This is a genomic window from Pseudomonas sp. NFR16, from assembly GCF_900108875.1.
GTDB lineage: Bacteria > Pseudomonadota > Gammaproteobacteria > Pseudomonadales > Pseudomonadaceae > Aquipseudomonas.
Genome location: NZ_FNYJ01000001.1, coordinates 343,343 through 364,393, shown reverse-complemented (window position 1 = coordinate 364,393; position 21,051 = coordinate 343,343). Strand labels below are relative to the sequence as shown.

The 21,051-nt window shown below is 64.4% G+C and carries 21 protein-coding genes; 5 read left to right on the top strand and 16 right to left on the bottom strand.

The genetic code is table 11. The features are described from left to right. Nucleotides 1-82: 82 nt before the first annotated feature. From BMZ10_RS01745 to BMZ10_RS01705, 9 genes are all read right to left on the bottom strand, one after another. Nucleotides 83-433: a RidA family protein gene (locus tag BMZ10_RS01745; protein WP_371265931.1), complete on the bottom strand. Its 351-nt coding sequence runs from the start codon at nt 431-433 to the stop codon at nt 83-85. Further along, nucleotides 397-1,623, bottom strand: coding sequence for an NAD(P)/FAD-dependent oxidoreductase (locus BMZ10_RS01740; RefSeq protein ID WP_093458333.1), 1,227 nt, complete (start codon nt 1,621-1,623; stop codon nt 397-399). Before BMZ10_RS01740 ends, BMZ10_RS01745 begins: the two co-directional genes overlap by 37 nt. Further along, nucleotides 1,616-2,992, bottom strand: a complete 1,377-nt coding sequence (locus BMZ10_RS01735) for an FAD/NAD(P)-dependent oxidoreductase (RefSeq protein ID WP_093458332.1) — start codon at nt 2,990-2,992, stop codon at nt 1,616-1,618. Before BMZ10_RS01735 ends, BMZ10_RS01740 begins: the two co-directional genes overlap by 8 nt. Further along, nucleotides 2,989-3,342 (bottom strand): (2Fe-2S)-binding protein, encoded by a 354-nt coding sequence (locus tag BMZ10_RS01730; protein WP_093458331.1) that lies wholly within the window; start codon nt 3,340-3,342, stop codon nt 2,989-2,991. The genes BMZ10_RS01735 and BMZ10_RS01730 overlap by 4 nt, the downstream gene beginning before the upstream one ends. Then, a complete protein-coding gene (locus BMZ10_RS01725; RefSeq protein ID WP_256214290.1) occupies nt 3,332-4,474 on the bottom strand; it encodes an NAD(P)/FAD-dependent oxidoreductase in 1,143 nt (380 codons plus the stop codon). The genes BMZ10_RS01730 and BMZ10_RS01725 overlap by 11 nt, the downstream gene beginning before the upstream one ends. Beyond that, nucleotides 4,471-5,268 carry an ABC transporter permease gene (locus BMZ10_RS01720; RefSeq protein ID WP_093458330.1) on the bottom strand — a complete coding sequence of 266 codons (798 nt, stop codon included), beginning with the start codon at nt 5,266-5,268 and terminating at the stop codon, nt 4,471-4,473. The genes BMZ10_RS01725 and BMZ10_RS01720 overlap by 4 nt, the downstream gene beginning before the upstream one ends. 6 nt (nt 5,269-5,274) lie before the next feature. Further along, the gene (locus BMZ10_RS01715) at nt 5,275-6,147 is read right to left on the bottom strand and encodes an ABC transporter permease (protein ID WP_093458329.1); all 873 of its coding nucleotides are present in this window, start codon (nt 6,145-6,147) and stop codon (nt 5,275-5,277) included. After that, a complete protein-coding gene (locus BMZ10_RS01710; protein ID WP_093458328.1) occupies nt 6,134-7,207 on the bottom strand; it encodes an ABC transporter ATP-binding protein in 1,074 nt (357 codons plus the stop codon). The genes BMZ10_RS01715 and BMZ10_RS01710 overlap by 14 nt, the downstream gene beginning before the upstream one ends. Nucleotides 7,208-7,292: 85 nt before the next feature. Continuing rightward, complete coding sequence (locus BMZ10_RS01705) at nt 7,293-8,369, bottom strand: ABC transporter substrate-binding protein (RefSeq protein WP_177182023.1); 1,077 nt, start codon at nt 8,367-8,369, stop codon at nt 7,293-7,295. Nucleotides 8,370-8,590: 221 nt separating this feature from the next. On the opposite strand from BMZ10_RS01705, the gene BMZ10_RS01700 reads away from it, so the two are divergent. Then, on the top strand, nt 8,591-9,574 hold the full coding sequence (locus BMZ10_RS01700) for a LysR substrate-binding domain-containing protein (RefSeq protein WP_093458327.1): 984 nt from the start codon (nt 8,591-8,593) through the stop codon (nt 9,572-9,574). A gap of 121 nt (nt 9,575-9,695) precedes the next feature. Here the strand turns inward: BMZ10_RS01700 and BMZ10_RS01695 are convergent, their stop codons facing one another. Then, entirely contained in the window at nt 9,696-10,694 is a 999-nt protein-coding gene (locus BMZ10_RS01695) for a saccharopine dehydrogenase (protein ID WP_093458326.1), read from the bottom strand. Nucleotides 10,695-10,807: 113 nt separating this feature from the next. On the opposite strand from BMZ10_RS01695, the gene BMZ10_RS01690 reads away from it, so the two are divergent. Then, a complete protein-coding gene (locus BMZ10_RS01690; protein ID WP_177182022.1) occupies nt 10,808-11,443 on the top strand; it encodes a TetR/AcrR family transcriptional regulator in 636 nt (211 codons plus the stop codon). Between the two features lie 20 nt (nt 11,444-11,463). Here BMZ10_RS01690 and BMZ10_RS01685 read toward each other — a convergent pair whose 3' ends face one another. Further along, complete coding sequence (locus BMZ10_RS01685) at nt 11,464-12,249, bottom strand: substrate-binding periplasmic protein (RefSeq protein WP_256214289.1); 786 nt, start codon at nt 12,247-12,249, stop codon at nt 11,464-11,466. A gap of 316 nt (nt 12,250-12,565) precedes the next feature. Between BMZ10_RS01685 and BMZ10_RS01680 the strand changes: the two genes are divergently transcribed. The 3 genes from BMZ10_RS01680 (at nt 12,566) to BMZ10_RS01670 (ending at nt 15,178) form a co-directional block, all read left to right on the top strand. Then, a complete protein-coding gene (locus tag BMZ10_RS01680) occupies nt 12,566-13,915 on the top strand; it encodes an APC family permease (protein WP_093458324.1) in 1,350 nt (449 codons plus the stop codon). A 125-nt stretch (nt 13,916-14,040) separates the two neighbouring features. Then, a complete protein-coding gene (locus BMZ10_RS01675; RefSeq protein ID WP_093458323.1) occupies nt 14,041-14,556 on the top strand; it encodes a GNAT family N-acetyltransferase in 516 nt (171 codons plus the stop codon). An 85-nt stretch (nt 14,557-14,641) separates the two neighbouring features. Next, nucleotides 14,642-15,178, top strand: coding sequence for a sterol desaturase family protein (locus BMZ10_RS01670; RefSeq protein ID WP_093458322.1), 537 nt, complete (start codon nt 14,642-14,644; stop codon nt 15,176-15,178). Here BMZ10_RS01670 and BMZ10_RS01665 read toward each other — a convergent pair. From BMZ10_RS01665 to fni, 5 genes are read right to left on the bottom strand one after another with little or no spacing between them, the layout of a single operon-like run. Beyond that, nucleotides 15,060-16,061, bottom strand: coding sequence for a phytoene/squalene synthase family protein (locus BMZ10_RS01665; protein ID WP_143070241.1), 1,002 nt, complete (start codon nt 16,059-16,061; stop codon nt 15,060-15,062). The two genes, BMZ10_RS01670 and BMZ10_RS01665, sit on opposite strands and share 119 nt — an antisense overlap. Next, on the bottom strand, nt 16,058-17,548 hold the full coding sequence (locus BMZ10_RS01660) for a phytoene desaturase (RefSeq protein ID WP_093458321.1): 1,491 nt from the start codon (nt 17,546-17,548) through the stop codon (nt 16,058-16,060). The genes BMZ10_RS01665 and BMZ10_RS01660 overlap by 4 nt, the downstream gene beginning before the upstream one ends. Beyond that, nucleotides 17,545-18,711, bottom strand: coding sequence for a lycopene beta-cyclase CrtY (gene crtY, locus BMZ10_RS01655; protein ID WP_093458320.1), 1,167 nt, complete (start codon nt 18,709-18,711; stop codon nt 17,545-17,547). The genes BMZ10_RS01660 and crtY overlap by 4 nt, the downstream gene beginning before the upstream one ends. Beyond that, nucleotides 18,708-19,982 carry a glycosyltransferase gene (locus BMZ10_RS01650; RefSeq protein ID WP_093458319.1) on the bottom strand — a complete coding sequence of 425 codons (1,275 nt, stop codon included), beginning with the start codon at nt 19,980-19,982 and terminating at the stop codon, nt 18,708-18,710. Before BMZ10_RS01650 ends, crtY begins: the two co-directional genes overlap by 4 nt. Next, nucleotides 19,979-21,034 (bottom strand): type 2 isopentenyl-diphosphate Delta-isomerase, encoded by a 1,056-nt coding sequence (gene fni / locus BMZ10_RS01645; RefSeq protein ID WP_093458318.1) that lies wholly within the window; start codon nt 21,032-21,034, stop codon nt 19,979-19,981. The genes BMZ10_RS01650 and fni overlap by 4 nt, the downstream gene beginning before the upstream one ends. Nucleotides 21,035-21,051: the final 17 nt, after the last annotated feature.

Genomic DNA, 21,051 nt, shown 5'->3' with positions numbered 1-21,051 from the left:
AGGGCGTCGAGCGGGCCGATGAATCGACCCGGAGTCGACGTCGGAGACGGGCAGCCCTGTGCGGCGGGCTGCCCGGAGCCTCTCAGCCCGCCGCCACGACGGTGATTTCGACGAGCAATTCAGGCGCTGCCAGTCGCGCCTCGACAGTCGCACGCGCCGGTGCATGCCCTTCCGGCGCCCAGGCGTCCCAGACTTCATTCATGCCTGCGAAATGGGCCTGGATGTCCGAAAGCCAGACTTGCGCGCTGAGGATGCGTGTCTTGTCCAGGCCGGCCTTGGCCAGATAATTGTCGATTTTCTCCAGCACTTGCGCCGTCTGGCCCTTGATGTCCAGCGTGCGGTCCGTGGCGGTCTGCCCGCCGAGGAAGGTAAAGCCGTTGCACTGTACGACACGGCTCATGCGTTGGTTGGTTTCGATTCGGGTGATGTCCAGCATGGGAACTCCTGAGGGTTGGGAATGGAAATAGCGGGTTGAGGAAAAGCGGCCGACGCGCCGGTGACTACGGTGAAGCGGCCGATGTCGAAGGCGTCCAGGGAAATGTCGGAATGCTCGCCAAGAATCTGCTGGGCCAGACGCTTGCCCGTGCCGGGGCCCATCTGGAATCCGCTGCCGCAGAAACCGAACGAATAGCTGAGATTGCTGGCTTTGCGGCTGGCGCCAATGACCGGAAGGTCGTCTGCGGTAAACGCTTCGACGCCGGCCCAGACACGATTGACGCCCAGATGCTTCAAGTGCGGGAACAGGTCGGTGACGGTGCGCGCGCTGGTGCCCAGGCGCGCCATGTCGACTTCGCCGTGACGCGCTGCAAAGTCCAGCGAGCCGATGAGTTTGCCGCCGATCACCACGGTGCCGTTGGCGAACTGCTTGAACGACAGCGAGCGGCCGGTCGCACCCAGCACCGGCCCGCAGAACGGCGCGACACGGTGGGTGACCATCAGCATCAGGCCCTCCGGATGGGCAGGCACCGCCTCACCGATCTGCGCCGCAAGTTCACTGGCCCATGCGCCTGCGGTGATCACCAGATGCTCGGCGCTGAACAGGCCGCGCTCTGTGTTCACCTGCCACCGGCTGCCGCGTTGCTCGATGCGCTGCGCCGGCGTGCCTTCGAGCACCCGCACGCCGAGCCTTTCGGCGGCCAGACGAAACGCCGTCACAGCTTTGTAGGGCACCGCGTAGCCGTCGGCCTCGACCCAGATGCCACCGACCACGTGCCGCGCCACGGTGGGAATGATCTCGAACACCTGCCGGTCATCGATCAGTGTCTCGTGAGTGAAGCCCAGCGCCTGAAGGTGCTGCACCCGCGCGCGGCACTCGTCCAGTTCGGCCTGGTTTTCCGCCAGTTTCAACTGGCCGCTCGGCACGAAGCCGCCGTCGTCGCCCAGCGTGTGCTTGAGTTGGTGCCAAAGTGCACGGGAAGACAACGCCAGCGGGATCTCAGCGTCGTGACGCCCGAGGGTGCGCACCCCGCCAGCATTCACGCCGGACGCGTGGCGCCCGCAGTAGTCGGCCTCGAGGACCGTGACGGTGACCCCACGCTGCGCCAGATGAAACGCAGTGCTCAGGCCATGAATGCCGCCACCGATCACCAGCACGTCACGCTGCTGCGCACTCGATTTACTCACCGGCAAGCTCTCCCAGGGTAATCGGCTTGATCGGCGGGCGAATCCGGTAATAGCCAACGTCCTGCGCCGACACGCCGCGCGCCTGGGCGATGACCTCGGTCACGGTCAAGCCACACAGGCGCCCCTGGCAAGGTCCCATGCCGCAGCGGCCGAACGATTTGGCCTGATTCGGCCCCGAGCAGCCCAGCGCCACGAACTTGCGCAGCTCGCCTGCGGTGACTTCTTCGCAGCGACAGACCATGACCTCGTCCGCAGGAATACGGTTTTCGTCTTTGGCGCGGTACACCGCGTCGAGGAACGGCCGGATTCTGAGGTTGGCTTCCAGGCCGCTGCGCAGGGCCACGGCCCGGGCGTCGCGCGGCTGTTCATCGATGCGGTGCAACCGTGCGGCGATCGCCAACGCTGCCAGTTCGCCCTGTAACGCAGCCGCCTGAGCCCCACCAATGCCGGCGCCGTCACCGGCCACGAAGATGCCTGGCACGTCGAGCTCTCCCCAGGCATCGACCACCGGGCTGAAACACAACTGCTCGTCGTCCCAGTCATGTCGAGCCCGCAGCGACTGGCTGAACTGAATGTTCGGCACGACGCCCTGATGCAACAGCACGCAGCGGGTCTGGATGCGTCGGGTTTTGCCGGCCACGCTGAACGTCAGCGCGCTCGCCGCGTCGCTGCCTTCGACCGCCAGCTGCTCGGCTCCGGTGTAATGCGCGATGCCGGCGCTGCGCAGGCTGCGCATCAGCTCCAGGCCCTTGCGCAGATAAGGCCAGGCGCGCAGCGCGGCGAACAGATGACGGCGCGCACGCCAGTAGTCTTCGGGCCGCGTGGTATCGACCAGTGCCTTGATCGGCACGCCGGCACGCAAGTACTGCCAGCCGAGCAGATAGAGCAGCGGGCCGCAGCCGGCCAGCACCACGGGTTCGGACGGTGCAAGGCCTGAACTCTTCAGCAGAATCTGCGCGGCGCCCGCACTCATCACGCCGGGCAAGGTCCAGCCGGGAATCGGGAAAGGCCGTTCCATCGCGCCCGTCGCCAACAGCACTGCCTTGGCCTGCAAGGTGTGCAGGCGACCGTCGCGCAGATAACTGACCTGATGATCACGGGTCACCTGCCACACCGCGGCGCCTTTTTCATAGCGCACGGTGGACGAAGCCAGCGCCTGCGCCAGGGTGTTGCCATGGGCGTAATCGGTGCCGAGCATGTCGCGCCGGGACAACGGCGCCAGCGTGATCCCGCGGTAGATCTGTCCGCCAGGACTGCCCTGCTCGTCCAGCAAAACCACCTCAAGGCCCAGACCGGCAAGCGCCACCGCCCCGGACATGCCCGCGGCGCCAGCGCCGATCACCGCGACATCGACGTTGATAACGCTCATGACTGCACCTCGAGAGCCAGCACGCTGACCGGTTGGAAAATCAGGTCGCGGGCGCCTTCCTGTGAACGTATGCGCATGCCCTCGACGACCTCGATCAGGCAGCTCTGACGGTTGGGAACGCCGTCGATTTCCACCAGGCATTCGAAGCACACGCCCATCATGCAATATGGCGCACGGGGCGATTCGCTCACCGGCGTGCCGCGAAACCGGGTGATGCCGGACATCAGCAGCGCGGCAGCAACGCTGCTGCCCGCCGGGACATTCAGTGGCTGGTCGTTGAAGGTCAGGGCCACGGTTCGCGTCGAGCAGACCTCGCTGGCGACCGGTGTGAAAAGCGGATCAGTGCGCATGGGAAAACACCTTGTCAGTCAGAAAACGCTCGCCGGTAAACACGCCCAGTTCATCGGGCATCGCGCCGCCCAGGATCCACGGAGCGATGCGCAGCGCGTGGGCGGCGGCAAGGGTCACACCGCTGTGGCAGGTCACCACGAAAGCGCCGGGATGAGCGGCCGATTGCTGATAAATGGGAAAGCCGTCCGGGCTCATCACGCGCAAGGCGCCCCAGGCGCGGATCAGGCGCACGTCACGCAGCAGCGGAAAGGTCGACACCCCGCGCCGGGCAATCGCCGCGAGCACCTGGGTGGAGGTGCTGTCATCGAAGCCCACCTCTTCCATCGAGTCGCCCAGCTGCACCGTGCCTTCGTCGGTCTGCCGCACGTTGATCGTGGGGTAATCGAGAAACGGCCGGACCCGCTCGCTGATCAGCACCTGCCCGCGATTGGGCGCGACAGGCGCGTGCAGGCCGACCTGACGCGCCAGTCCGGGATTGCCAAGCCCTGCGGCCAGCACGATGCGCGATGCCGTGAACCGGCGCCCGCTCGCCGTGACGCTGAACTCGCCTGCCGCGCAGTCAATCCGCTCCACCTGCATGCCGTTGTGAAACCGGGCGCCTTTGGCTTGCGCCGAGGTGTGCAGCGCGCGCAGTAACTTCAACGGATTGACGTGGCCGTCCTGTGGCGTGTAACTGGCGCCGACCACCGCCGGGCCGATCAGCGGCAGACGCGCTTTGAGGTCAGCGGCGTCGAGCATCTGGAAGGGGTAATCGCCCAGCGCGTCCTGCAACGACCGCAGGCGCGACTGACGTTCGGAGAGTTCTTCGTCGCTGAAGCACATGTGAAAACCGCCGGGCTGCCTGAGCTGAACGTCGATGCCACTGTCCGCGAGCAGCGCCTGGGCGAACCCGGCCCAGCGCGTCGCGGACGAACGCGTCCAGCGCGAATAATCCGGCAAGTCGTGGCCCTTGCCTTGCACCCAGACCAGACCGAAGTTGCCTCGCGAGGCGCGAAAGGCGTCATCGCCCTGATCGAGCACCGCCGTGTCAGTGCCCAGCCGTGCCAGGCCGTACGCGACGGCTGTGCCCACCAGCCCGCCGCCGACGACGATGACGTCCGAGTGTGTGTCGCCCTGCATGTGCGGCTTCATTTGCCCTCTCCGATCAGAACCCGGTCAAGTCCGACCAAGCGGTCGAGTATCAGCATCAACAGCAGCGTGCCGATGATCAGCACCGTGGAAACGGCCGTGATCAACGGATCGATGGTCTGCGAAATCTGGTTGTACATCGCCACCGGCAGCGTGGTTGTGCCGGGCGTGGCGACGAACACCGTCATGGTCAGTTCGTCGAAACTCTGGATGAACGCCAGCATCCAGCCGCCGACGACACCGGTGCGGATGCGCGGCAGGATCACGCGGTAGAACGCCGTCCAGCGACTGGCGCCCAGCGACATGGCGGCCTGCTCGATATCGCGTTCGAGGCCGATGGTCGAGGCAAGGGTCAGGCGCAGCGCATAGGGCAACACGACGATCACGTGGGTCAGCGTCAGCGCCCAGAACGACCCGCCGATCTGCGCCAGCGAAAAGAAGCGCAGAAACGCGATGCCCAGCACCACCGAGGGAATCATCAGCGGCGAGAGCAGAAAACCCGTCACTGCGCCGCGCCCCGGAAAGTCGTAGCGACTGATCGCCAGCGCCGCCGGGATCGCGAGCAACGCCGCCAGGGTGGCCGACGCCAGCCCGAGCCGGATCGACAGGGTGAACGCGTCGATCATTTCCTGATTGTCGAGCAGCGCGCTGAACCAGCGCAGCGACAGGCCATCGGTGGGCAATGACAGGTAGCCTTTGCTGGTGAACGCCATGGCGATCACCACCACCAGCGGCGCGACAATGAAGATGACGAACGCGGTGTGGAAAAACAGCGAGAAAAATCCGTTCTTGTGCATGGCGGTTTACTCGAACACTTGCTTGAAGCGGCGCTCGGCCAGCTTGCTGCAACCCAGAATGATGATCAGATTCGCCAGCAGCAGGAGCATCGCGATGGCGGCGCCGAGGGGCCAGTTGAGGGTGCCGAGGAACTCGTCGTAAGCCGCCGTCGCGACCACCTTCAAGCGTCTGCCACCGATGATCGCCGGCGTGGCGAAGGCCGACGCCGCCAGAGCGAAGACGATGATCGACCCCGACAGCACGCCGGGCATGATCTGCGGCAGGATGATCCGGCGGAACACCGTCAGGCGCGATGCCCCGAGCGACAGCCCCGCCCATTCCACCTGCAGGTCCAGGCGCTGCAACGTCGCCCAGACCGCGATGACCATGAACGGCACCAGCACGTGGGTCAGCGCAATGATCACGCCGACCTGGGTGAACAGCATCCGCACCGGTTGATCGACGATGCCCAACGCCTGCAGCGCATCATTGATCAGGCCGTTGTTGCCCAGCAGAATGGCCCAGCCGAGGGTGCGCACGACCACCGAAATGAGCAGCGGACCGAGCACCACCAGCAAGAACAGCGAACGCCAGCGCGGCGCCATGCGCGCAATGATGATGGTCTCCGGAATGCCGAGCAGTACGCAAAGCACCGTCACGGCCAGCGCCATGGCGCCGGTGCGCAGAAAGATTTCGTGAAAATAATTGTCGCTGAAAACCTCCGCGTAGTTACCCAGGCTGTAGCCTGGCATCACGCCGGCACTGTCACTGAACAGGTTCAGCGACAACACGGCGGTGAGCAGCAATGGCGCCAGCAGCAGCGCGCCGAAGACCAGCAGCGCCGGCCCGCTCAGCATCCAGGGTGCAGCGCCCACGCGTTCGGCGTCATACCTGACCATGGGCGACCTCCCGATCGAGCAGGCGCAGATCATCGTCCGACCAGTCCAGACCGACCTCGGTCCCCTCTTCCGGCGGCGGCGCGCCGAGGTTCGGCTGAGTCATATGCACCAGCCCCAGACGACTTTCCACAGCGATCAGCCAGAGATTGCCGAGGAACACCCGCACGCGGATCCGCCCGCTCAGACGACCGCCGCCGACTGGCGTGAGGCGCACTTTTTCCGGGCGGATATAGACATTGACGTCGTTGCCCAGTGAGCGATCTTCATGGGGCACGTGCAGCAGCGTGTCGTGCACCTGCACGTGGCAGCAACGTTCGTTGCGCAGTTGCACGGCGCCGGCAAAGGCATTGGTCTTGCCCAGAAACGCCGAGGCGAATGGCGAATGCGGCCGCTCGTAGGCCTCGAACGGCGTGTCGATCTGCACGATCCGGCCCTTCTGCATCACCGCGATGCGGTCGCTCATGGTCATCGCTTCGACCTGATCGTGGGTCACCAGAATCGTGGTGATGCCCAACTCGCGCTGGATCGCCCGCAGTTCGATGTGCATCTCTTCGCGCAGTTTGGCGTCCAGGTTGGACATCGGCTCATCGAGCAACAACAGGTTCGGCCGGATGGCCAGTGCCCGGGCAATGGCGACCCGCTGACGCTGCCCGCCGGACAGCGCCTTGGGGTAACGATCACCCAGCCCGACGAGCCGGACCAGATCCAGCGCCTCGTCGATCCGCCTGGCGCGCTCGGCTTTGGCCACGCCGCGCATTTCCAGGCCGAAGCTGATGTTCTGCGCAACGGTCATGTGCGGGAACAGTGCGTAGCTCTGGAACACGATGCCCAGCCCGCGTTGCTCAGGCCGCACGTGGGTGATGTCCCGGCCGTCGAGAATGATTCGCCCATGGGTGGGCTGCACGAAACCGGCAATCGACTGCAAGGTGGTGGTCTTGCCGCAGCCGGACGGGCCGAGCAAGGCGACGAACTCGCCATGCCGGACTTCCAGATTCAGACCGTCAATGGCCTTGAAGCTGCCGTACTCTTTGACGATGCCTTCGAGTGTGAGGAATGCCATGGGCGTGCCACGCAGGCGAACCTGCGTCTCCAGAAAGGTTATCGGAGTGACCGGGCCAGGCCCGATCAACGATCAGCCATCGCGATCAACGCTCGACGGTGCGATTCCAGCGGGTCGTCCACTCGCCGCGCTGCTGGTTGATCGTGTCCCAGTCCACCTTGATCAGCGCGTTGACCTTCTCCGGGCCATACGGCATCCGCGCGGCCAGTTCGGGGGTCAGGGTGACGGTCTGATTGACCGGAGCGAAGCCGTTTTCCTGCGCCTGAATCTGCTGAACCTCAGGCGAAAGCACGTACTGGATGAACGCCTGGGAGAGCTCTGACTGGGCGTTTGGCGTCACGCTGCAGGCGGCAACCTGCAGGGCGATTCCACCTTCCTTGGGGTAAATGAATTTCAGCGGGAACCCGGTGCCTTGCAGCGCCACGGCACGCCCGCTGCCATACACCGCCATGACCACGTCGCCGTTCTGCATCATGCCGTCCATCTCCCCCGGCGCCGACACCCAGGCGAGCACGTTCGGGCCGATCTCATCCTTCAGGGCCTTGAAGCCGGGGTCGATGTTCTTCTCGCCGCCCCCGCGAAGGCGGGCCATTTCGACCAGCGTGTGTAGCCCGTAGGTGTTGGTCACCGGAGGCATGCCCAGCAGTTGCCGGTAACGCGGATCGGTGAGGTTTTCCCACGAATCCGGTGCTGCCCAGCCACGCTTCTTGAACGCCTCTTCGTTGTAGCCGATGCCGGTGGCGACCACACCGATGCCGGTGGCCTCAGGGCTCAAGCGCGCCAGCGGATAGAGATCCTTGTACACCGGCGCGTCGCTGAGCTTCTCGCACAGGCCCATCTGCAACGCCTGGTACATCGGACCGTCGTCCATCATCGCCACGTTGATCTGCTGACGGCCTTTCTGCGCCTGCAACTTGGCCAGCGTCTCGGTGGAATTACCGGCGACGTAGACGACTTTGACGTTGTGCTGTTTTTCGAAAGCCGGAATGACCTTGGTCTTGTACATCTGCTCGGTGGAACCGCCAACGCCTGCGACGTACAGCGTGGGTTCGGCGAACGCCGGGCTGCTGCACAGGCCGGCGAGCGTCAGGCTGACGGCAACGGCGAGACGGTTGAAAGGACGAAACGGCTGTGCTGCGGGGGACGAGTTAAGGCTAATCACAGACTATCTCCGAAGTGCATGGGGCAGATCGAACAATGCGTCAGTCGCTCCGGCCTGAACCGGAGCCATGCATGCACGGTGCATGCGCCCGGCGAATCCATCGCGGGGTGGCGCATCTTCATGTGCGCTATGAATGGCTGACCCGAGTATTGCGAGGCCCCTCCCATATGGTCAAATACGGATATGCGGATTAGTTATTCATATTTGATATGGAAGGCACCATGAACCTGAGACAGATCGAAGCGTTCCGCAGCGTCATGCGGCTGGGTTCCATGACCGCGGCGGCCGAGGTGCTGTACACCTCGCAGCCCAATGTCAGCCGGCTCATTTCACAGCTGGAGTTGAGCACCGGACTGACGCTGTTCAAGCGTGCCGGGGTGCGACTGATCCCCACGCAAGAAGGCCAGGCGTTTTTCCAGGAAGTCGAGCGCGCGTATGTCGGCATGGACAGCCTGCGCCTGTCGGCGAAGAACATCCGCAATCTCGGCACCGGCCGTTTGCGGGTGGCGGCCGTGCCTTCCACCGGGCTCAGCGTGATCCCCAAAGTCTTAAAGACCTTCACCCAGTCGCGCCCCGAATTGACGGTGTCGCTGCACGTGAACTCCTCACCGACGGTGGAACAGTGGGTCAAATCGCAGTTCTGCGACATCGGCATCGTGGTCCACCCCGGCGATGTCAGCAGCGAGCAGATCGAGTTGCTGGCGATGATTCCGGCGGTGTGCGTTCTGCCCGCCGCTCACCCGCTGGCAGGCCGCGAGCAGATCACCTTCGCCGATCTCGAAGGCGAAACCTTCGTCTCGCTCTGCCACGGCGATGGCACGCGCTCACTGGTCGACGGGCTGTTCGAACAGGCGGGCGTCGAGCGGGTCATGGCGGTCGAGGCGCAATACAGCGCGATCAACTGCGAGATGGTGGCGCTGGGCATGGGCATCACCCTCGCCCACCCACTGGTGGCTCAGGATTACCGTCACCGCGAGATCGCGATCCGGCCCTTCGCGCCCGACATCCTGTTCCCGACCTACGTCATCTGGCCGGCCATGGCTGCCCGCACCCGGCTGGCGGAGGAGTTCGTCGATACATTGAAAACCTTCTACCGCGAAGCGTTTCCGACCAGCGTTCAGTCACCGCCCGAAAACGCTGCCCGCGCTGCGGCTGACGCGAGCGCGCGGTCGAAGCCCTCTCCACGCAGGGCTCGAACCGACTGACTCGTGCGCGCTGCTTCGGCTCGCGGCGTGGGCTCAGCGGTCATCCAGACGCGGTGCGCGGCGGCGGGTCAAGGACCACGGCCAGCGAGCGCGCCGACCGCGCCCAAGGAAGCAGGCGCGCTCAGAGCGCGCGCAGCGCTCCGCCTTCTTGTGTCAGACGCTTGAGAAACCTGTCTGCGTTCAATACCTGATAGGGGAAATACAGGCCCGCGGGCATTGCCGGCTGGCCGTCCAGCCCCAGCAGACGCTCAAGCACCATGGCGACGCTCAGGCCGGTCAGCGCCGCGGCACCCGCCGGGTGCACCACCGCGTGACGCGTGCTCAGCGGTTTACCCTGCAGGTCTTCACCCGCCAACTCGATGATGATTTCGGTCGACATCGTTCCGCCCTGCCGTCGGCTCGAACTCACGCCCGTCGCCAGATTGAACTGCACGTTGGCAGCGCCCGTCGCGGCAGCGAGGCCGGTGACGTCGATGGACGAAAACCCGGACGCCTGGATCGGCGTACCGTCCACCGCCTCAAAGCTGACGTTGGCCTGCTCCCCTTCGCGCCATCCGAACACGCCATCGCGACGCGTCAGCGCGGCAGGCAGCATGCGGTTGAGGTGCTCGAAATCGCTGGCGACGGTGGGGCCGCCCGTGTCTTGCTCGTCGACCAGCGCGTGGATCGCGATGTCAGTAACGCGACCGAACGCCCGCGCCAGTTCAAGGGTCGAGACCGTCGTTGCGCCGACCATCCACTCGTAGCCGAGCACGATGGCGGCAGCGTCAGGCCGGTGCATGTACATGGCGATTTCCGGCGCGATTTCGAACACGCCGGAAGAGATACTCAAATGCGGGATGCCACGCGTTTGCGCATAACGCAAACCGGCGAGGGCGTGATCCATGTAGAAGACCACGACGCCACTGATGCGACGCTCGCCCAGGCCGAGATCGTCTGCGCCGGGGTCGATCTTCACACCTTCGGCGCCGCCCATCTGCACAGCGGCCTGCTCGGCCTTGGTATGGTCGCGGCCGCCGATCAGCAATGGCACGTCCGGATACACGGCTCGCAACGCTCGTGCGGTCTGGTGGCCAATGGCGCCAGAACCGCCCATCAGTAGAATCGGATGCAAGGACATCGTTTGTTCTCCTTGTTTTCTGAGTAATAACCTACTAGTAGTAGGTACCCTAACACGGCCCTTCAGCGCCGTAACCTACCATTGGTAGGTTTTAGTAATTCGGGATAGATGCCGTGCAAAAAGACAGCAAACACATCACCGCTCAGCCATCATCGCGGCGGCTTTCAAAAACCGAGCGGCGGCGACAACTGCTGAACACCGCCCTACTGATCGTGCGCGAAGAAGACGCAGACCGGCTGACGCTGGGCCATCTGGCGATCCGCGCCGGCGTCTCCAAACCGGTGGTCTACGATCATTTCCCCACGCGCTCCAGCCTGCTGATCGAGCTATACAAATGGATCGATACCGAACGCGTCGCGGCGTTCCGTGACGCCATGTCCAGCGGCAAGCGGTCATTGCAAGAGACCGCACAGGTCTTGGCCAGCGCCTACATACAGTGCGCCGCCGACAACACCGACGAGTTTCACGCGGTGGGCGCCGCGCTGGCGGGCAGTCAGGAGAAGGCCACGGTTTTTCAGGAGTTGCTCGATAACTGCGTGCACATGTTCATGGCCGTGCTGAAACCCCACGCGGGGGTTTCAGAGGAGGAACTGGAGCGACGCTGCACCGGCCTGGTCGGCGCGGGCGAGGCGTTGGCGGGCGCGTTGGTCCGAGGTCGCTACGCCATGGATGAAGCCATCGCATCCTTCGCCGTTCTGATTCAAGGCGCGTTGCCCGAGTCGGTTCCTGCGCACTGCGAGGGTGCCTGAACCACGCCATGCCGGACACTTCAAGGGTTCAGACCTGCCTGCTGCTGGGCGTTCCACAGCGCCAGATTGGCCTTCACCAGATCCTGCGCCAGCGGGCCTGCGACGATCTTCTGCATCTCGCTGCTGATCTGTTTGCGCAGCGACGCCGAGATGCAGGGTGCCTTGGCTGACAGCGCCAGATAGAGCCCTTCGCTGTTGATCGGCGGCTCGAGCGCAACGACATCGGCTTCAATGCCCAGCTTCCTGGCCAGCGCCATGCCGGGAAATTGTTCGAAGATCACGTAATCGTTGCGTTTGAGGATGAGCTTCTGAAATGCCTGGCTGGCGGTGGGCACCTCCTCCAGCGACAGATTGGCCCTGGCGTAGTCATCGAAGGCCTGACCGAAGCTGTTGTCGACCAGCGTTCCTCCGCTGCGCCCTGTCAGGTCGGACCATTGATGATAGGGAAAGGCCTCGTCGCGCCTGACCCATACCATGCTGGGCGTGAACAGGAACGCCGGTTTGACGAAATTCAGCGTCTGCTCACGATCGGCCGTGACGAAATACCCGGCGAGCATGTCGATACGTCCCGCCCTCACCTCTTCCTGCGCCCGAGACCACGGCCCGCCGTAAACGACGTCGATCCGCAGCCCCAACAGCGTGCCCAGATGTTTGATCAGGTCAGCGTTGGCGCCGATCAGGCGTTGGGAGTCGTGGGGATCGCGCCACAGATATGGCGGGTACTCGGCGTTGCCGGTGGCTTTCAGGTGATCGCACGCCTGCTCGCTCAGCGCAAAGCCCGGCAGCGCCAGCAACGTGACCGCCATACACAGGAGTCTGCATGCATGAAGCCCGAGCATATTCAACCTCTGAAAGAACACTGCGTGTGGGCGCTCTGCCCGTGGTCGTCTGAGCCGATCCTTTGAAAAGATAGGTCAGACCCGCGCCAGCAGTCATCTTTTTGCAGCAATACGCCTGCGACTCTGCCCACAGCCCTGGGCTACAACGAGACCGTCCGTGGTCCAGGGTTTGAAAAATGTCCTGAATCTTCTTGCGCCCCTACGATCTTTTGAATAGCCGTGAGGTGAGGTGCAACGCGTTGGCGACCCCGATCACGGACCAGACGAAGAGCAAGGAGCAGCAATGGCGAGCGCAATCAGTCAATCCTCATCAGCACTCAAGCGGGCGGTTTCAGGCCCCATGTTGCTGCTGTTCATCCTCGGCGACGTGCTGGGTGCAGGCGTTTACGCGCTGGCGGGCACCATCGCCGGCCAGGTCGGCGGCGCGGTCTGGGTGCCGTTGCTCATTGCTTTGTTGTTCGCTTTGCTAACCGCCGGCTCCTATGCCGAGCTGGTCACCAAATATCCTCACGCCGGCGCCTCGGCAGTGTTCGCCGGCAAGGCATTCAAATCGCCACTGATTTCGTTTCTTGTCGGGTTCTGCATGCTCGCTGCGGGCGTGACCAGCGCCGCCGGCTTGTCTCTGGCCTTCGCAGGTGACTATCTGTCGCCGTTCATCGAGGTTTCGCCTCATTACGCGGCGCTGGCGTTTCTGGCGGTGATCGCGCTGCTCAATGCGCGCGGGATCAAGGAATCGCTGTCGGCCAATCTGGTCATGACGCTGATCGAAATCTCCGGGCTGCTGATCGTGATATTCGCAGCGGCCTGGTTTTTCCGCTCGGGTGAAGCGGACCTGGGCAGGGCCTTGACCTTCAAGACCGGCATCAACCCCGCCGTCGCGGTGCTGAGTGCAGCGCTGCTGGCATTTTATTCGTTCGTCGGTTTCGAGACGTCTGCCAATCTGGCGGAAGAGATTCGCAACGTGCGCACCACCTATCCGCGAGCGCTGTTCGGTGCGTTGCTGATCGCCGGTGCCATCTACATGGGCGTGGCCATCGCCGCCGCGGCTGTCATGCCTGTCGAGCAATTGCTCCACTCTTCGGCGCCGTTGCTGGAGGTGGTGAAAGCGTCGGGGCTGGGCATCCCGCCTCGTCTGTTCGCCTTCATCGCTCTGGTCGCCGTGGCCAATGGCGCGTTGCTGACGATGATCATGTCCAGCCGACTGGCGTACGGCATGGCGCGTCAGGGCTTGCTGCCGGGGCCGTTGACGTACGTGCTGCCGACGCGACGCACGCCCGGCGTGGCGATCCTGGTCACCTCGGTGCTGGCGGTGATCCTGACGCTGACCGGTTCATTGGCCACTCTGGCGCAGACCGTCGTGCTGTTGCTGCTCTTCGTGTTCATCAGCACCAACCTGGCAGTGCTGGTGTTGCGCAAGGACAAGGTGCAGACGCCGCACTTTCGGGTACCGACCTGGGTGCCTGTGCTGGGTATTGCCTCCTGCCTGTTGCTGCTGAGTCAGCAGAGTCTGGACACTTGGCTGCGCGCCGGTGCCCTGCTCCTGGTCGGCGTCGTGCTGCACGCAATCACTCGCGCAGGCGGCGTTCGCCCGGTCGCACCGGCCGACATCGAACTGGCCCACGAAAAACCGTGAAGCCTTCTCACTGAGCCTGCATGGCCGAGCGGGCTGCCATCGTGCCCGGCGATACGTCCGGGCGCGGGGCATCTGCACGGCTTATACTGCGCGGTGTGAACCCACGCTGCCGCCGAGCCGATACCATGCCCGTTTCAAGTGATCGCCTGATCTACCGCCCTCCTGAACCGGGCGACGCCGCTCGCCTGTTCGACATCTACAGCGACCCTGAGACCCAGCGCTTCAATCCGGCCGGACCGATGACGTCCATCGCGCAAGCCGATGCCCTTATCCGCACATGGATCGAACACTGGCAGCAGCACGGCTTCGGCTGGTGGGCAATCGCGGAACAAGCGGCGCCGCACCGGCTCACAGGTTTCGGCGGCGTGGGTCATTACGATTATCTGGGCGAGTCGCGGCTCAACATCGGCTATCGCTTCGCCTGCGATGCGTGGGGCAAGGGGTACGCGACAGAACTGGGCAGGTTCGCCCTGCAGACAGCGTTCGCTCAGCCTGGCATCGAACGTGTCTGGGCCGTGGTCCGGCCCGACCACCTGGCCTCCATCCGGGTGCTGGAAAAAATCGGCATGCACCGCAGCGCAACGCTGGATGACGTTCCGGGCAAGCCGCCCAGCCTGGTGTTTGTGGTCGAACCCGCGTGAGCCGGACGGTCCGGCGGCGCATAAACCCAGAACGTTCCATCGCCCGGGACGGTCTGAATAGTCTGGTTTCCCTCGAGCGATTCGGATGATGTTGAACGCACTGGTTTTTCTGTCCACGGTCATCGGCATGGAAGGCTTCGCGTTCGTCGCGCATAAATACGTGATGCATGGCTGGGGCTGGGGCTGGCATCGGTCCCACCATGAGCCCCGAACCGGCTGGTTCGAAAAAAATGACTTGTACGCGGTGGTCTTCGCAGGCTTTGCCATCGTGCTGATTGCCCTTGGCACACAAGGGATGCACCCGCTGGAGTGGGTCGGTGCGGGCATGACGGCGTACGGTTTCCTGTATTTTCTGGCGCACGACGGGCTGGTCCACAAGCGCTGGCCGCTCAAGTACGTGCCCAGAAACGGCTACCTCAAGCGGCTCTATCAGGCGCACCTGATGCACCACGCCGTGTCGGGGAAGGATCGCTGCGTATCATTCGGTTTTCTCTACGCGCCCGCTACGTCGAGCCTTCGCAAGCAGCTGCGCGATCTTCATGGCGGCTCTCTGAAGAAGCATGACGCGGACGCTGCCACAGCTCAGCCCTGCGCTCAGGCCAGCGACGGCCACGGGAGCTGATCGCACGCCCGAGTCCGGCGAGCACCAGACGCAGCTTGTCGAAGGTGCTGGTGGACACCCGCGCATCCCAGGCGCTGCTGCCCTGCTTGCGGACCTTGACGCCAATCTCGCGGTACACGCCGCTGGCCGTTGCCACTGCCCACGCCGAGCGCCAGGGCAAGGACGTCAGGCCTGCCTCGGCACTGGTGTAAAAAGGCTCGGCCATGTCAACCAGTCGTCGCGCCAATACCGCCAGTGCGTCGCGGTATTGCGCCTCGGCCAGCCGCTCGCGAGGGATCGAGAACTCCTCCAGCCAGTTCTGGGGCAGATAACAACGGCCGACGCTTGCGTCTTCAACGATGTCGCGGGCGATGTTGGTCAGCTGAAATCCCATGCCCAGATCACATGCCCGGTCCAGCGTGGGTTCGTCGCTCACGCCCATGACCTGAGCCATCATCAGCCCGACGACGCCCGCCACGTGGTAGCAGTACTCCAGCGTGTCGTCGACGCAGCGGTACTGGCGCTGTTGAACATCCATCGCAAAACCGGCCAGATGCTCCAATGCATAGGTCTCCTTGATCCGGTGACGAATGACCACGTCGCGAAACGCCGCGAACGCCTCGGTTTCTACAGGCAGGCCGGCGTAAACGCCCTGGGTCTGGGCCACCAGATCGGCCAGTCGGCGCTGGACTTCCTGATCCCCGACCAGCGTGGCCGAGTGCCCCGCTTCCTGTCCGTCGATGACATCGTCGCAATGCCGACACCACGCATAGAGCATTACGGCACTGCGCCGCGTGGCGGGATCGAACAGGCGCGACGCTGCCGCAAAACTCTTCGAGCCGACCGCAATGCTGGTGGTGGCGTGATCAAGCAAGTGCTGATCGTCAGCGTCATGGGCGTTCACGGGTGCAGATCCTCCAGCATCACGCCTGCGGTGGCCTTGGCCGAACCGATAACCCCTGGCACCCCGGCGCCAGGATGGGTGCCGGCGCCGACCAGGTACACATTGTGCAGGCTGGCGTCGCGGTTGTGCGGTCGAAACCAGGCGCTCTGCGTCAGGATCGGTTCCAGGGAAAATGCGGAGCCGAGATGGGCGTTCAGTTCGCTCTGGAAATCGTCTGGCGTAAAGATCCGCGATGTCACCAGATCGTCGCGCAGGCCAGGCATGTAGTGCTTTTCAAGGTAGTCGAATATGCGGTCACGGTAACGCGGCCCCTCGGTCTTCCAGTCGATGGGCGCATTGCCCAGGTGCGGCACCGGCGACAGAACGTAATGGCTGGAACAGCCGGCCGGCGCCAGGCTTGGATCGGTCACGCAGGGCGCGTGCAGGTACAGGGAGAAGTCTTCGGCCAGCGCATCACCTTTGAATATTTCCTGTATCAGCGCGCGATAACGAGGGCCGAAACACACCGTGTGGTGCTGCAACTGCGGCTGCGGCCGCTTCAGGCCGAAGTGAATGACGAACAGCGAATTGCTGTAGCGCTTGCCCTTGAGCCGCGCGCTTTCCTGAACGCCGCGCGGGTGATCACCGAGGAGTCGGGCGTAGGTGTGCACGACGTCGGCATTCGAGGCGACGCTGTCGGCCGCGATCCGGCGGCCATCCTCAAGGCGCACGCCGGTGGCCCGGTTGGCCTCGATGTCGATGCCCGCGACGTTGGCATTGAGTTCGATGCGCCCGCCGATGTCCTCGAACAGCTTCACCAGTGCATTGACCAGCGCGCCGGTGCCGCCTTTGGGAAACCACACGCCCCACTCCCTTTCAAGTGCGTGGATCAGCGTGTAGATCGACGAAGTGGCGAACGGGTTGCCGCCCACCAGCAGTGAATGAAAGGAGAACGCCTGCCGCAGTTTGTCGTCCTGAATGAATCTGGACACCATCGAATAGACACTGCGCCAGGCTTGCAATCGGGCAAGTTGCGGACCCGCCTGGATCATGTCGCGGAACGACAGAAACGGCACCGTGCCCAGCTTCAGGTAGCCCTCGCGGAACACGGCTTTGGAATACGCAAGAAAATCCCGGTAGCCGGCGACGTCCTGCGGGTTGAACGCAGCGATCTGACGGTCCAGCGAGGCCTGATCGTTGGCGTAATCGAAGCGCGATCCGTCCTCCCAGCACAGCTGATAAAACGGCGCTACCGGGAGCAGTTCGACATAGTCCTCGATCGACTTGCCCGCCAGGGTGAACAGCTCCTCGATGGCGGTAGGGTCGGTGATCACCGTGGGGCCTGCGTCGAAGGTGAACCCCTCGTCGTGGTACACGTAGGCGCGTCCACCGGGCTTGTCGCGTTTTTCCAGCAACGTGGTCTGCACGCCAGCCGCCTGAAGACGGATGGCCAAGGCCAGGCCGCCAAATCCTGCGCCAATCACGATGGCTTTCTTCGCTTCGGTCATTCTCGGGTCTCGTAGTGGCGGGGCAGGAAACGGAGCATCGCGCGTATCGCCGCGCGCACTGGAACGGGCGGTTTGCCGGAGACGATACGAAGCTTGTCCGTCAGGCGGCTATGGCCGGCGTAGAACCGGCTGATCAATCCTTCGGGCAGGCGGTAGAAGCGCTGCATGACTTGCCAGCGGTCCTGAGGTCGTCCCGCCAGAAACAACATGCGGTTGAGCAGGCGATAGAAGCGCTGACGGCGCCAGGCCTGCCGAGCGAATGTCTGGATACCGTCGGCGAGCGCATCCGCTTGCAGATTGCGCTGCGACGCAAACCAGTCGGCCAGCCTGACGGCGTCGGGCAACGAATAACCGGTGGTGCAGTGGAACAGCCCGGCGCGCAGGCCGGATCGCGGCTGCCCTTGGCCCTGCGCCCAGAAGCGATCGAAGTCGCCGGCCAGCGTGATGGGCAACACGCCCTGCTCTTCACGCAGGCACGCGGCGACGGTCCAGCCCTGCGCCTGGGCGTACTCGTCGATATGGCGACGCAGTTGCTCGGCGCACAGTACGTGCTGATCCACATAATGGGTGTCTTCAACCAGCACGGTATCGGCTGAGAACGGCAGCACGTAGACGAACCGGTAACCGTCGCCCTGCGCCACCCGCGCATCCATGATGATCGGCGCCTCGAGCCCGTGAGGCGCCTGCAATTGCAGCAACTGGCCGAGAAACGCCTGCTGGCCCAACACCAGGTGCGGGCTGCCTTTGACCCCTCGCCCATCAATGACGGCGCCGGCATGAAGCGTCTCGCCGCTGGCCAGCCGCACTGAACGGGGACTGACCTCGGCGATCGTTTCTCCGGTGCGCACATCGTCGCCAAGCGCGGCTTCAATCACCTGCACGAAACGCTCGGACGTGACGCTGGCGTATTCCGAAGGCAGCCGTCGCGCGCCGCCGGGGAAATGCACGTCGTAGCAAGGCCATCGTTGCACCACCAAGGGAGCGATCCACTGCTGCTGAGCGGCACTGAGGTCTTGCGCGTGGAACGACCAGGTGTGATTGCCGCCCATGTGCGGCTGCTCTTCGATGCACAGAATATTCAGCTCGGGGCGCAGCTGTCTGAGCCGCCACGCAATGAGACCGTTGGCCAGGCCGCCTCCGGCGAAAATCAGGTCGTAGGTCATGGAGTCTCCCGCGCCGCTGCCGGCGCGACGCTGCGGATCACCGACTCGACGATGTCAGCGGCGCGCGCGGTGCCGCCGGCCCGATCCAGTTCTGCCGCCAGACGCTGCAGCGGCTCAGGAGGATGGTCCAGCAGGCGCCTCAGCGCCTCGTGAATCGTGCCCGCGCGCGCGCGACGGCCCAACTGCAGCCCGGCGCCCGCGTAAGCCACCCGCGATGCAACGCCGGGCTGATCGAAGCCGATGGGCATCACCAGCATGGGCGTGCGTGCCTTGATTGCATCCATCACCGTGTTCAGGCCTCCGTGGGTCACGGCCACGCTGGCTTTCTCCAGCGCCCATTGCTGTGGAGCGAAATCGGTGACCCATGTCGCCCCGATCCGCTTGAGCTGCTGTTCCTGCGCCGGGCCGAGGCCACCGCAGTGGGCGATCAATAACTGGGCGTCGAGTCGCGCACAGGCTTTGGCGATCTGAGTGAACATGCCCATGCGCCCGCCCTGAAGCGTGCCCAGGCTGGCGAACACGAATGGCCGGTCGGGATCGATGTTCCATTCGCCTGCCGCGTGCTGCCCCGGCGTGCGCAACGGCCCGACGGCATGGAAGGTGACCGGCAAACGGGTTCGCGGGAAATCGAAGCCGTCAAAGGTCTGGCTGATCTGCGCGTACGGCGACAGGCACTCATGAAGCCCGCTGCGCGGCTCGATGGACAGCTGTCGGCAGGCGTCACCGATGACGCGGCTCAGCGGTCGCATCAGCCAGTCATAAACCCGCTCGCTGCCTTCGTACATGCGCCTGCTGCGCTCGTCCTCGGCATAGGCGAACGGCATCACCGCCAACGGAATCTGTGGCTCGCGGTTGATGGGCAGCGCGGAGGCCACCGAGATGAACGGCAACGCCAGCGCCTCAGCAACCAGGCCACCGGCGGCTTCCATCTGGTCGCACAGCAATGCATCGACACCCCGTTCGCGCAAGGCGTCGGGCAGCTCGGCGCACAGCATGCGGGTGCTGTTGCACAGGTCGCGGATCACCCCGCGCAGGCGCAACGGGTTATTGGATGCCGCGGCGCGTTGCAATGTCGGCCCAAGGCTTGCCGGCGGATGGCTGGTCGCGCCCAGCGAATGGAACGCGATGCGCGGGTCCGCCAGCCAGCGGCGGGTATCGGCCTGCTGAAAGAACGTGACGCGATGGCCACGATCGATGAGGGCTGACGCCAACGCCTGAAAGGTCTGGAAATGACTGTAGAACGCGGGTGCCACCACGCCAAAGTGGCTCATGGAGGCGTCATGCGCCATGGCTCGCGTGGCAACAGGCGCGCGTTGCGAAGCGCCGTCAGATCCGCCGACCCGGTGCAAAAGCAGGCAATCCGCAACTGCCGGATGACGATGTCGAAATGCTCGATCACCGCCTCGGTCGACAGCGTCGCATCGCGCAATACGCCCGCCGCCTGGCCAACCAGATCGGCGCCCAGACAGATCGCCTTGGCCGCGTCGACGCCATCGCGGATGCCGCCGGAGGCGATCAGCGTCATCCCCGGCAGCGCCTCGCGTACGCTGCGCAGGCTGGTGGCCGTGGGAATGCCCCAATGAGTAAAGGCCGCCGCCACCGCGCGGTCGGCGGGCAACACCGCCCGTTCGGCCTCGACCGCCGCCCAACTGGTGCCGCCCATGCCGGCGACATCGATGACCTGCACGCCGACACTGGCCAGGGATTGGGCCACCGCAGCGGAGATCCCCGCGCCGACTTCCTTGACGATCACTGGTACACCGACGGTTTCAACGGTGCGGCCAATCGCCTCCAGCGCGCCACACCAGTTCCGGTCACCCTCGGTCTGCACCGCTTCCTGCAGCGGATTGAGATGAATGATCAGCGCGTCCGCCTGCAGTGTGTCGACCGAGCGGCGTGCGAGATCGAGCCCGTCGCGCTCCAGCAATTGCGCAGCGCCGATATTGCCCAGCAGCGGAACGTCTGGTGCCAGGCGCCGCAGTTCGCGGGTCAGCCCCTGATCGTTGCCGCTTCTGAGACCGACGCGCTGCGAACCGACGCCCATGGCAATGCCCAGCGCCTGCGCCGCTTCGGCCAGATGACGGTTGATGGCGGTCGACCGCTGCGCCCCGCCGGTCATCGAACTGATCAGCAGCGGCGCCTTGAGTGGCCTGCCCGCCAGCGCACTGCGCAGATCGATTGCAGCCAGATCCAGTTCAGGCAGCGCACAGTGTTCGAATTGCCAGGCGTCAAAGCCGGTACTTGCTCCGTGACCGCTTGCACGGCGGTCCAGGACGATGTTCAGATGATCGTCTTTGCGTCGACTCAGATCGCTGTCACTCATCACAAGCCCCACATTCT

What these genes read in the sequence shown, in the direction of transcription:
- BMZ10_RS01735 (WP_093458332.1), bottom strand. Translation starts at nt 2,992, where the DNA reads ATGAGCGTTATCAACGTCGATGTCGCGGTGATCGGCGCTGGCGCCGCG.
- BMZ10_RS01730 (WP_093458331.1), bottom strand. Translation starts at nt 3,342, where the DNA reads ATGCGCACTGATCCGCTTTTCACACCGGTCGCCAGCGAGGTCTGCTCG.
- BMZ10_RS01725 (WP_256214290.1), bottom strand. Translation starts at nt 4,474, where the DNA reads ATGAAGCCGCACATGCAGGGCGACACACACTCGGACGTCATCGTCGTC.
- BMZ10_RS01720 (WP_093458330.1), bottom strand. Translation starts at nt 5,268, where the DNA reads ATGCACAAGAACGGATTTTTCTCGCTGTTTTTCCACACCGCGTTCGTC.
- BMZ10_RS01715 (WP_093458329.1), bottom strand. Translation starts at nt 6,147, where the DNA reads ATGGTCAGGTATGACGCCGAACGCGTGGGCGCTGCACCCTGGATGCTG.
- BMZ10_RS01710 (WP_093458328.1), bottom strand. Translation starts at nt 7,207, where the DNA reads ATGGCATTCCTCACACTCGAAGGCATCGTCAAAGAGTACGGCAGCTTC.
- BMZ10_RS01700 (WP_093458327.1), top strand. Translation starts at nt 8,591, where the DNA reads ATGAACCTGAGACAGATCGAAGCGTTCCGCAGCGTCATGCGGCTGGGT.
- BMZ10_RS01695 (WP_093458326.1), bottom strand. Translation starts at nt 10,694, where the DNA reads ATGTCCTTGCATCCGATTCTACTGATGGGCGGTTCTGGCGCCATTGGC.
- BMZ10_RS01685 (WP_256214289.1), bottom strand. Translation starts at nt 12,249, where the DNA reads ATGGCGGTCACGTTGCTGGCGCTGCCGGGCTTTGCGCTGAGCGAGCAG.
- BMZ10_RS01680 (WP_093458324.1), top strand. Translation starts at nt 12,566, where the DNA reads ATGGCGAGCGCAATCAGTCAATCCTCATCAGCACTCAAGCGGGCGGTT.
- BMZ10_RS01675 (WP_093458323.1), top strand. Translation starts at nt 14,041, where the DNA reads ATGCCCGTTTCAAGTGATCGCCTGATCTACCGCCCTCCTGAACCGGGC.
- BMZ10_RS01670 (WP_093458322.1), top strand. Translation starts at nt 14,642, where the DNA reads ATGATGTTGAACGCACTGGTTTTTCTGTCCACGGTCATCGGCATGGAA.
- BMZ10_RS01660 (WP_093458321.1), bottom strand. Translation starts at nt 17,548, where the DNA reads ATGACCGAAGCGAAGAAAGCCATCGTGATTGGCGCAGGATTTGGCGGC.
- crtY (WP_093458320.1), bottom strand. Translation starts at nt 18,711, where the DNA reads ATGACCTACGACCTGATTTTCGCCGGAGGCGGCCTGGCCAACGGTCTC.
- BMZ10_RS01650 (WP_093458319.1), bottom strand. Translation starts at nt 19,982, where the DNA reads ATGAGCCACTTTGGCGTGGTGGCACCCGCGTTCTACAGTCATTTCCAG.
- fni (WP_093458318.1), bottom strand. Translation starts at nt 21,034, where the DNA reads ATGAGTGACAGCGATCTGAGTCGACGCAAAGACGATCATCTGAACATC.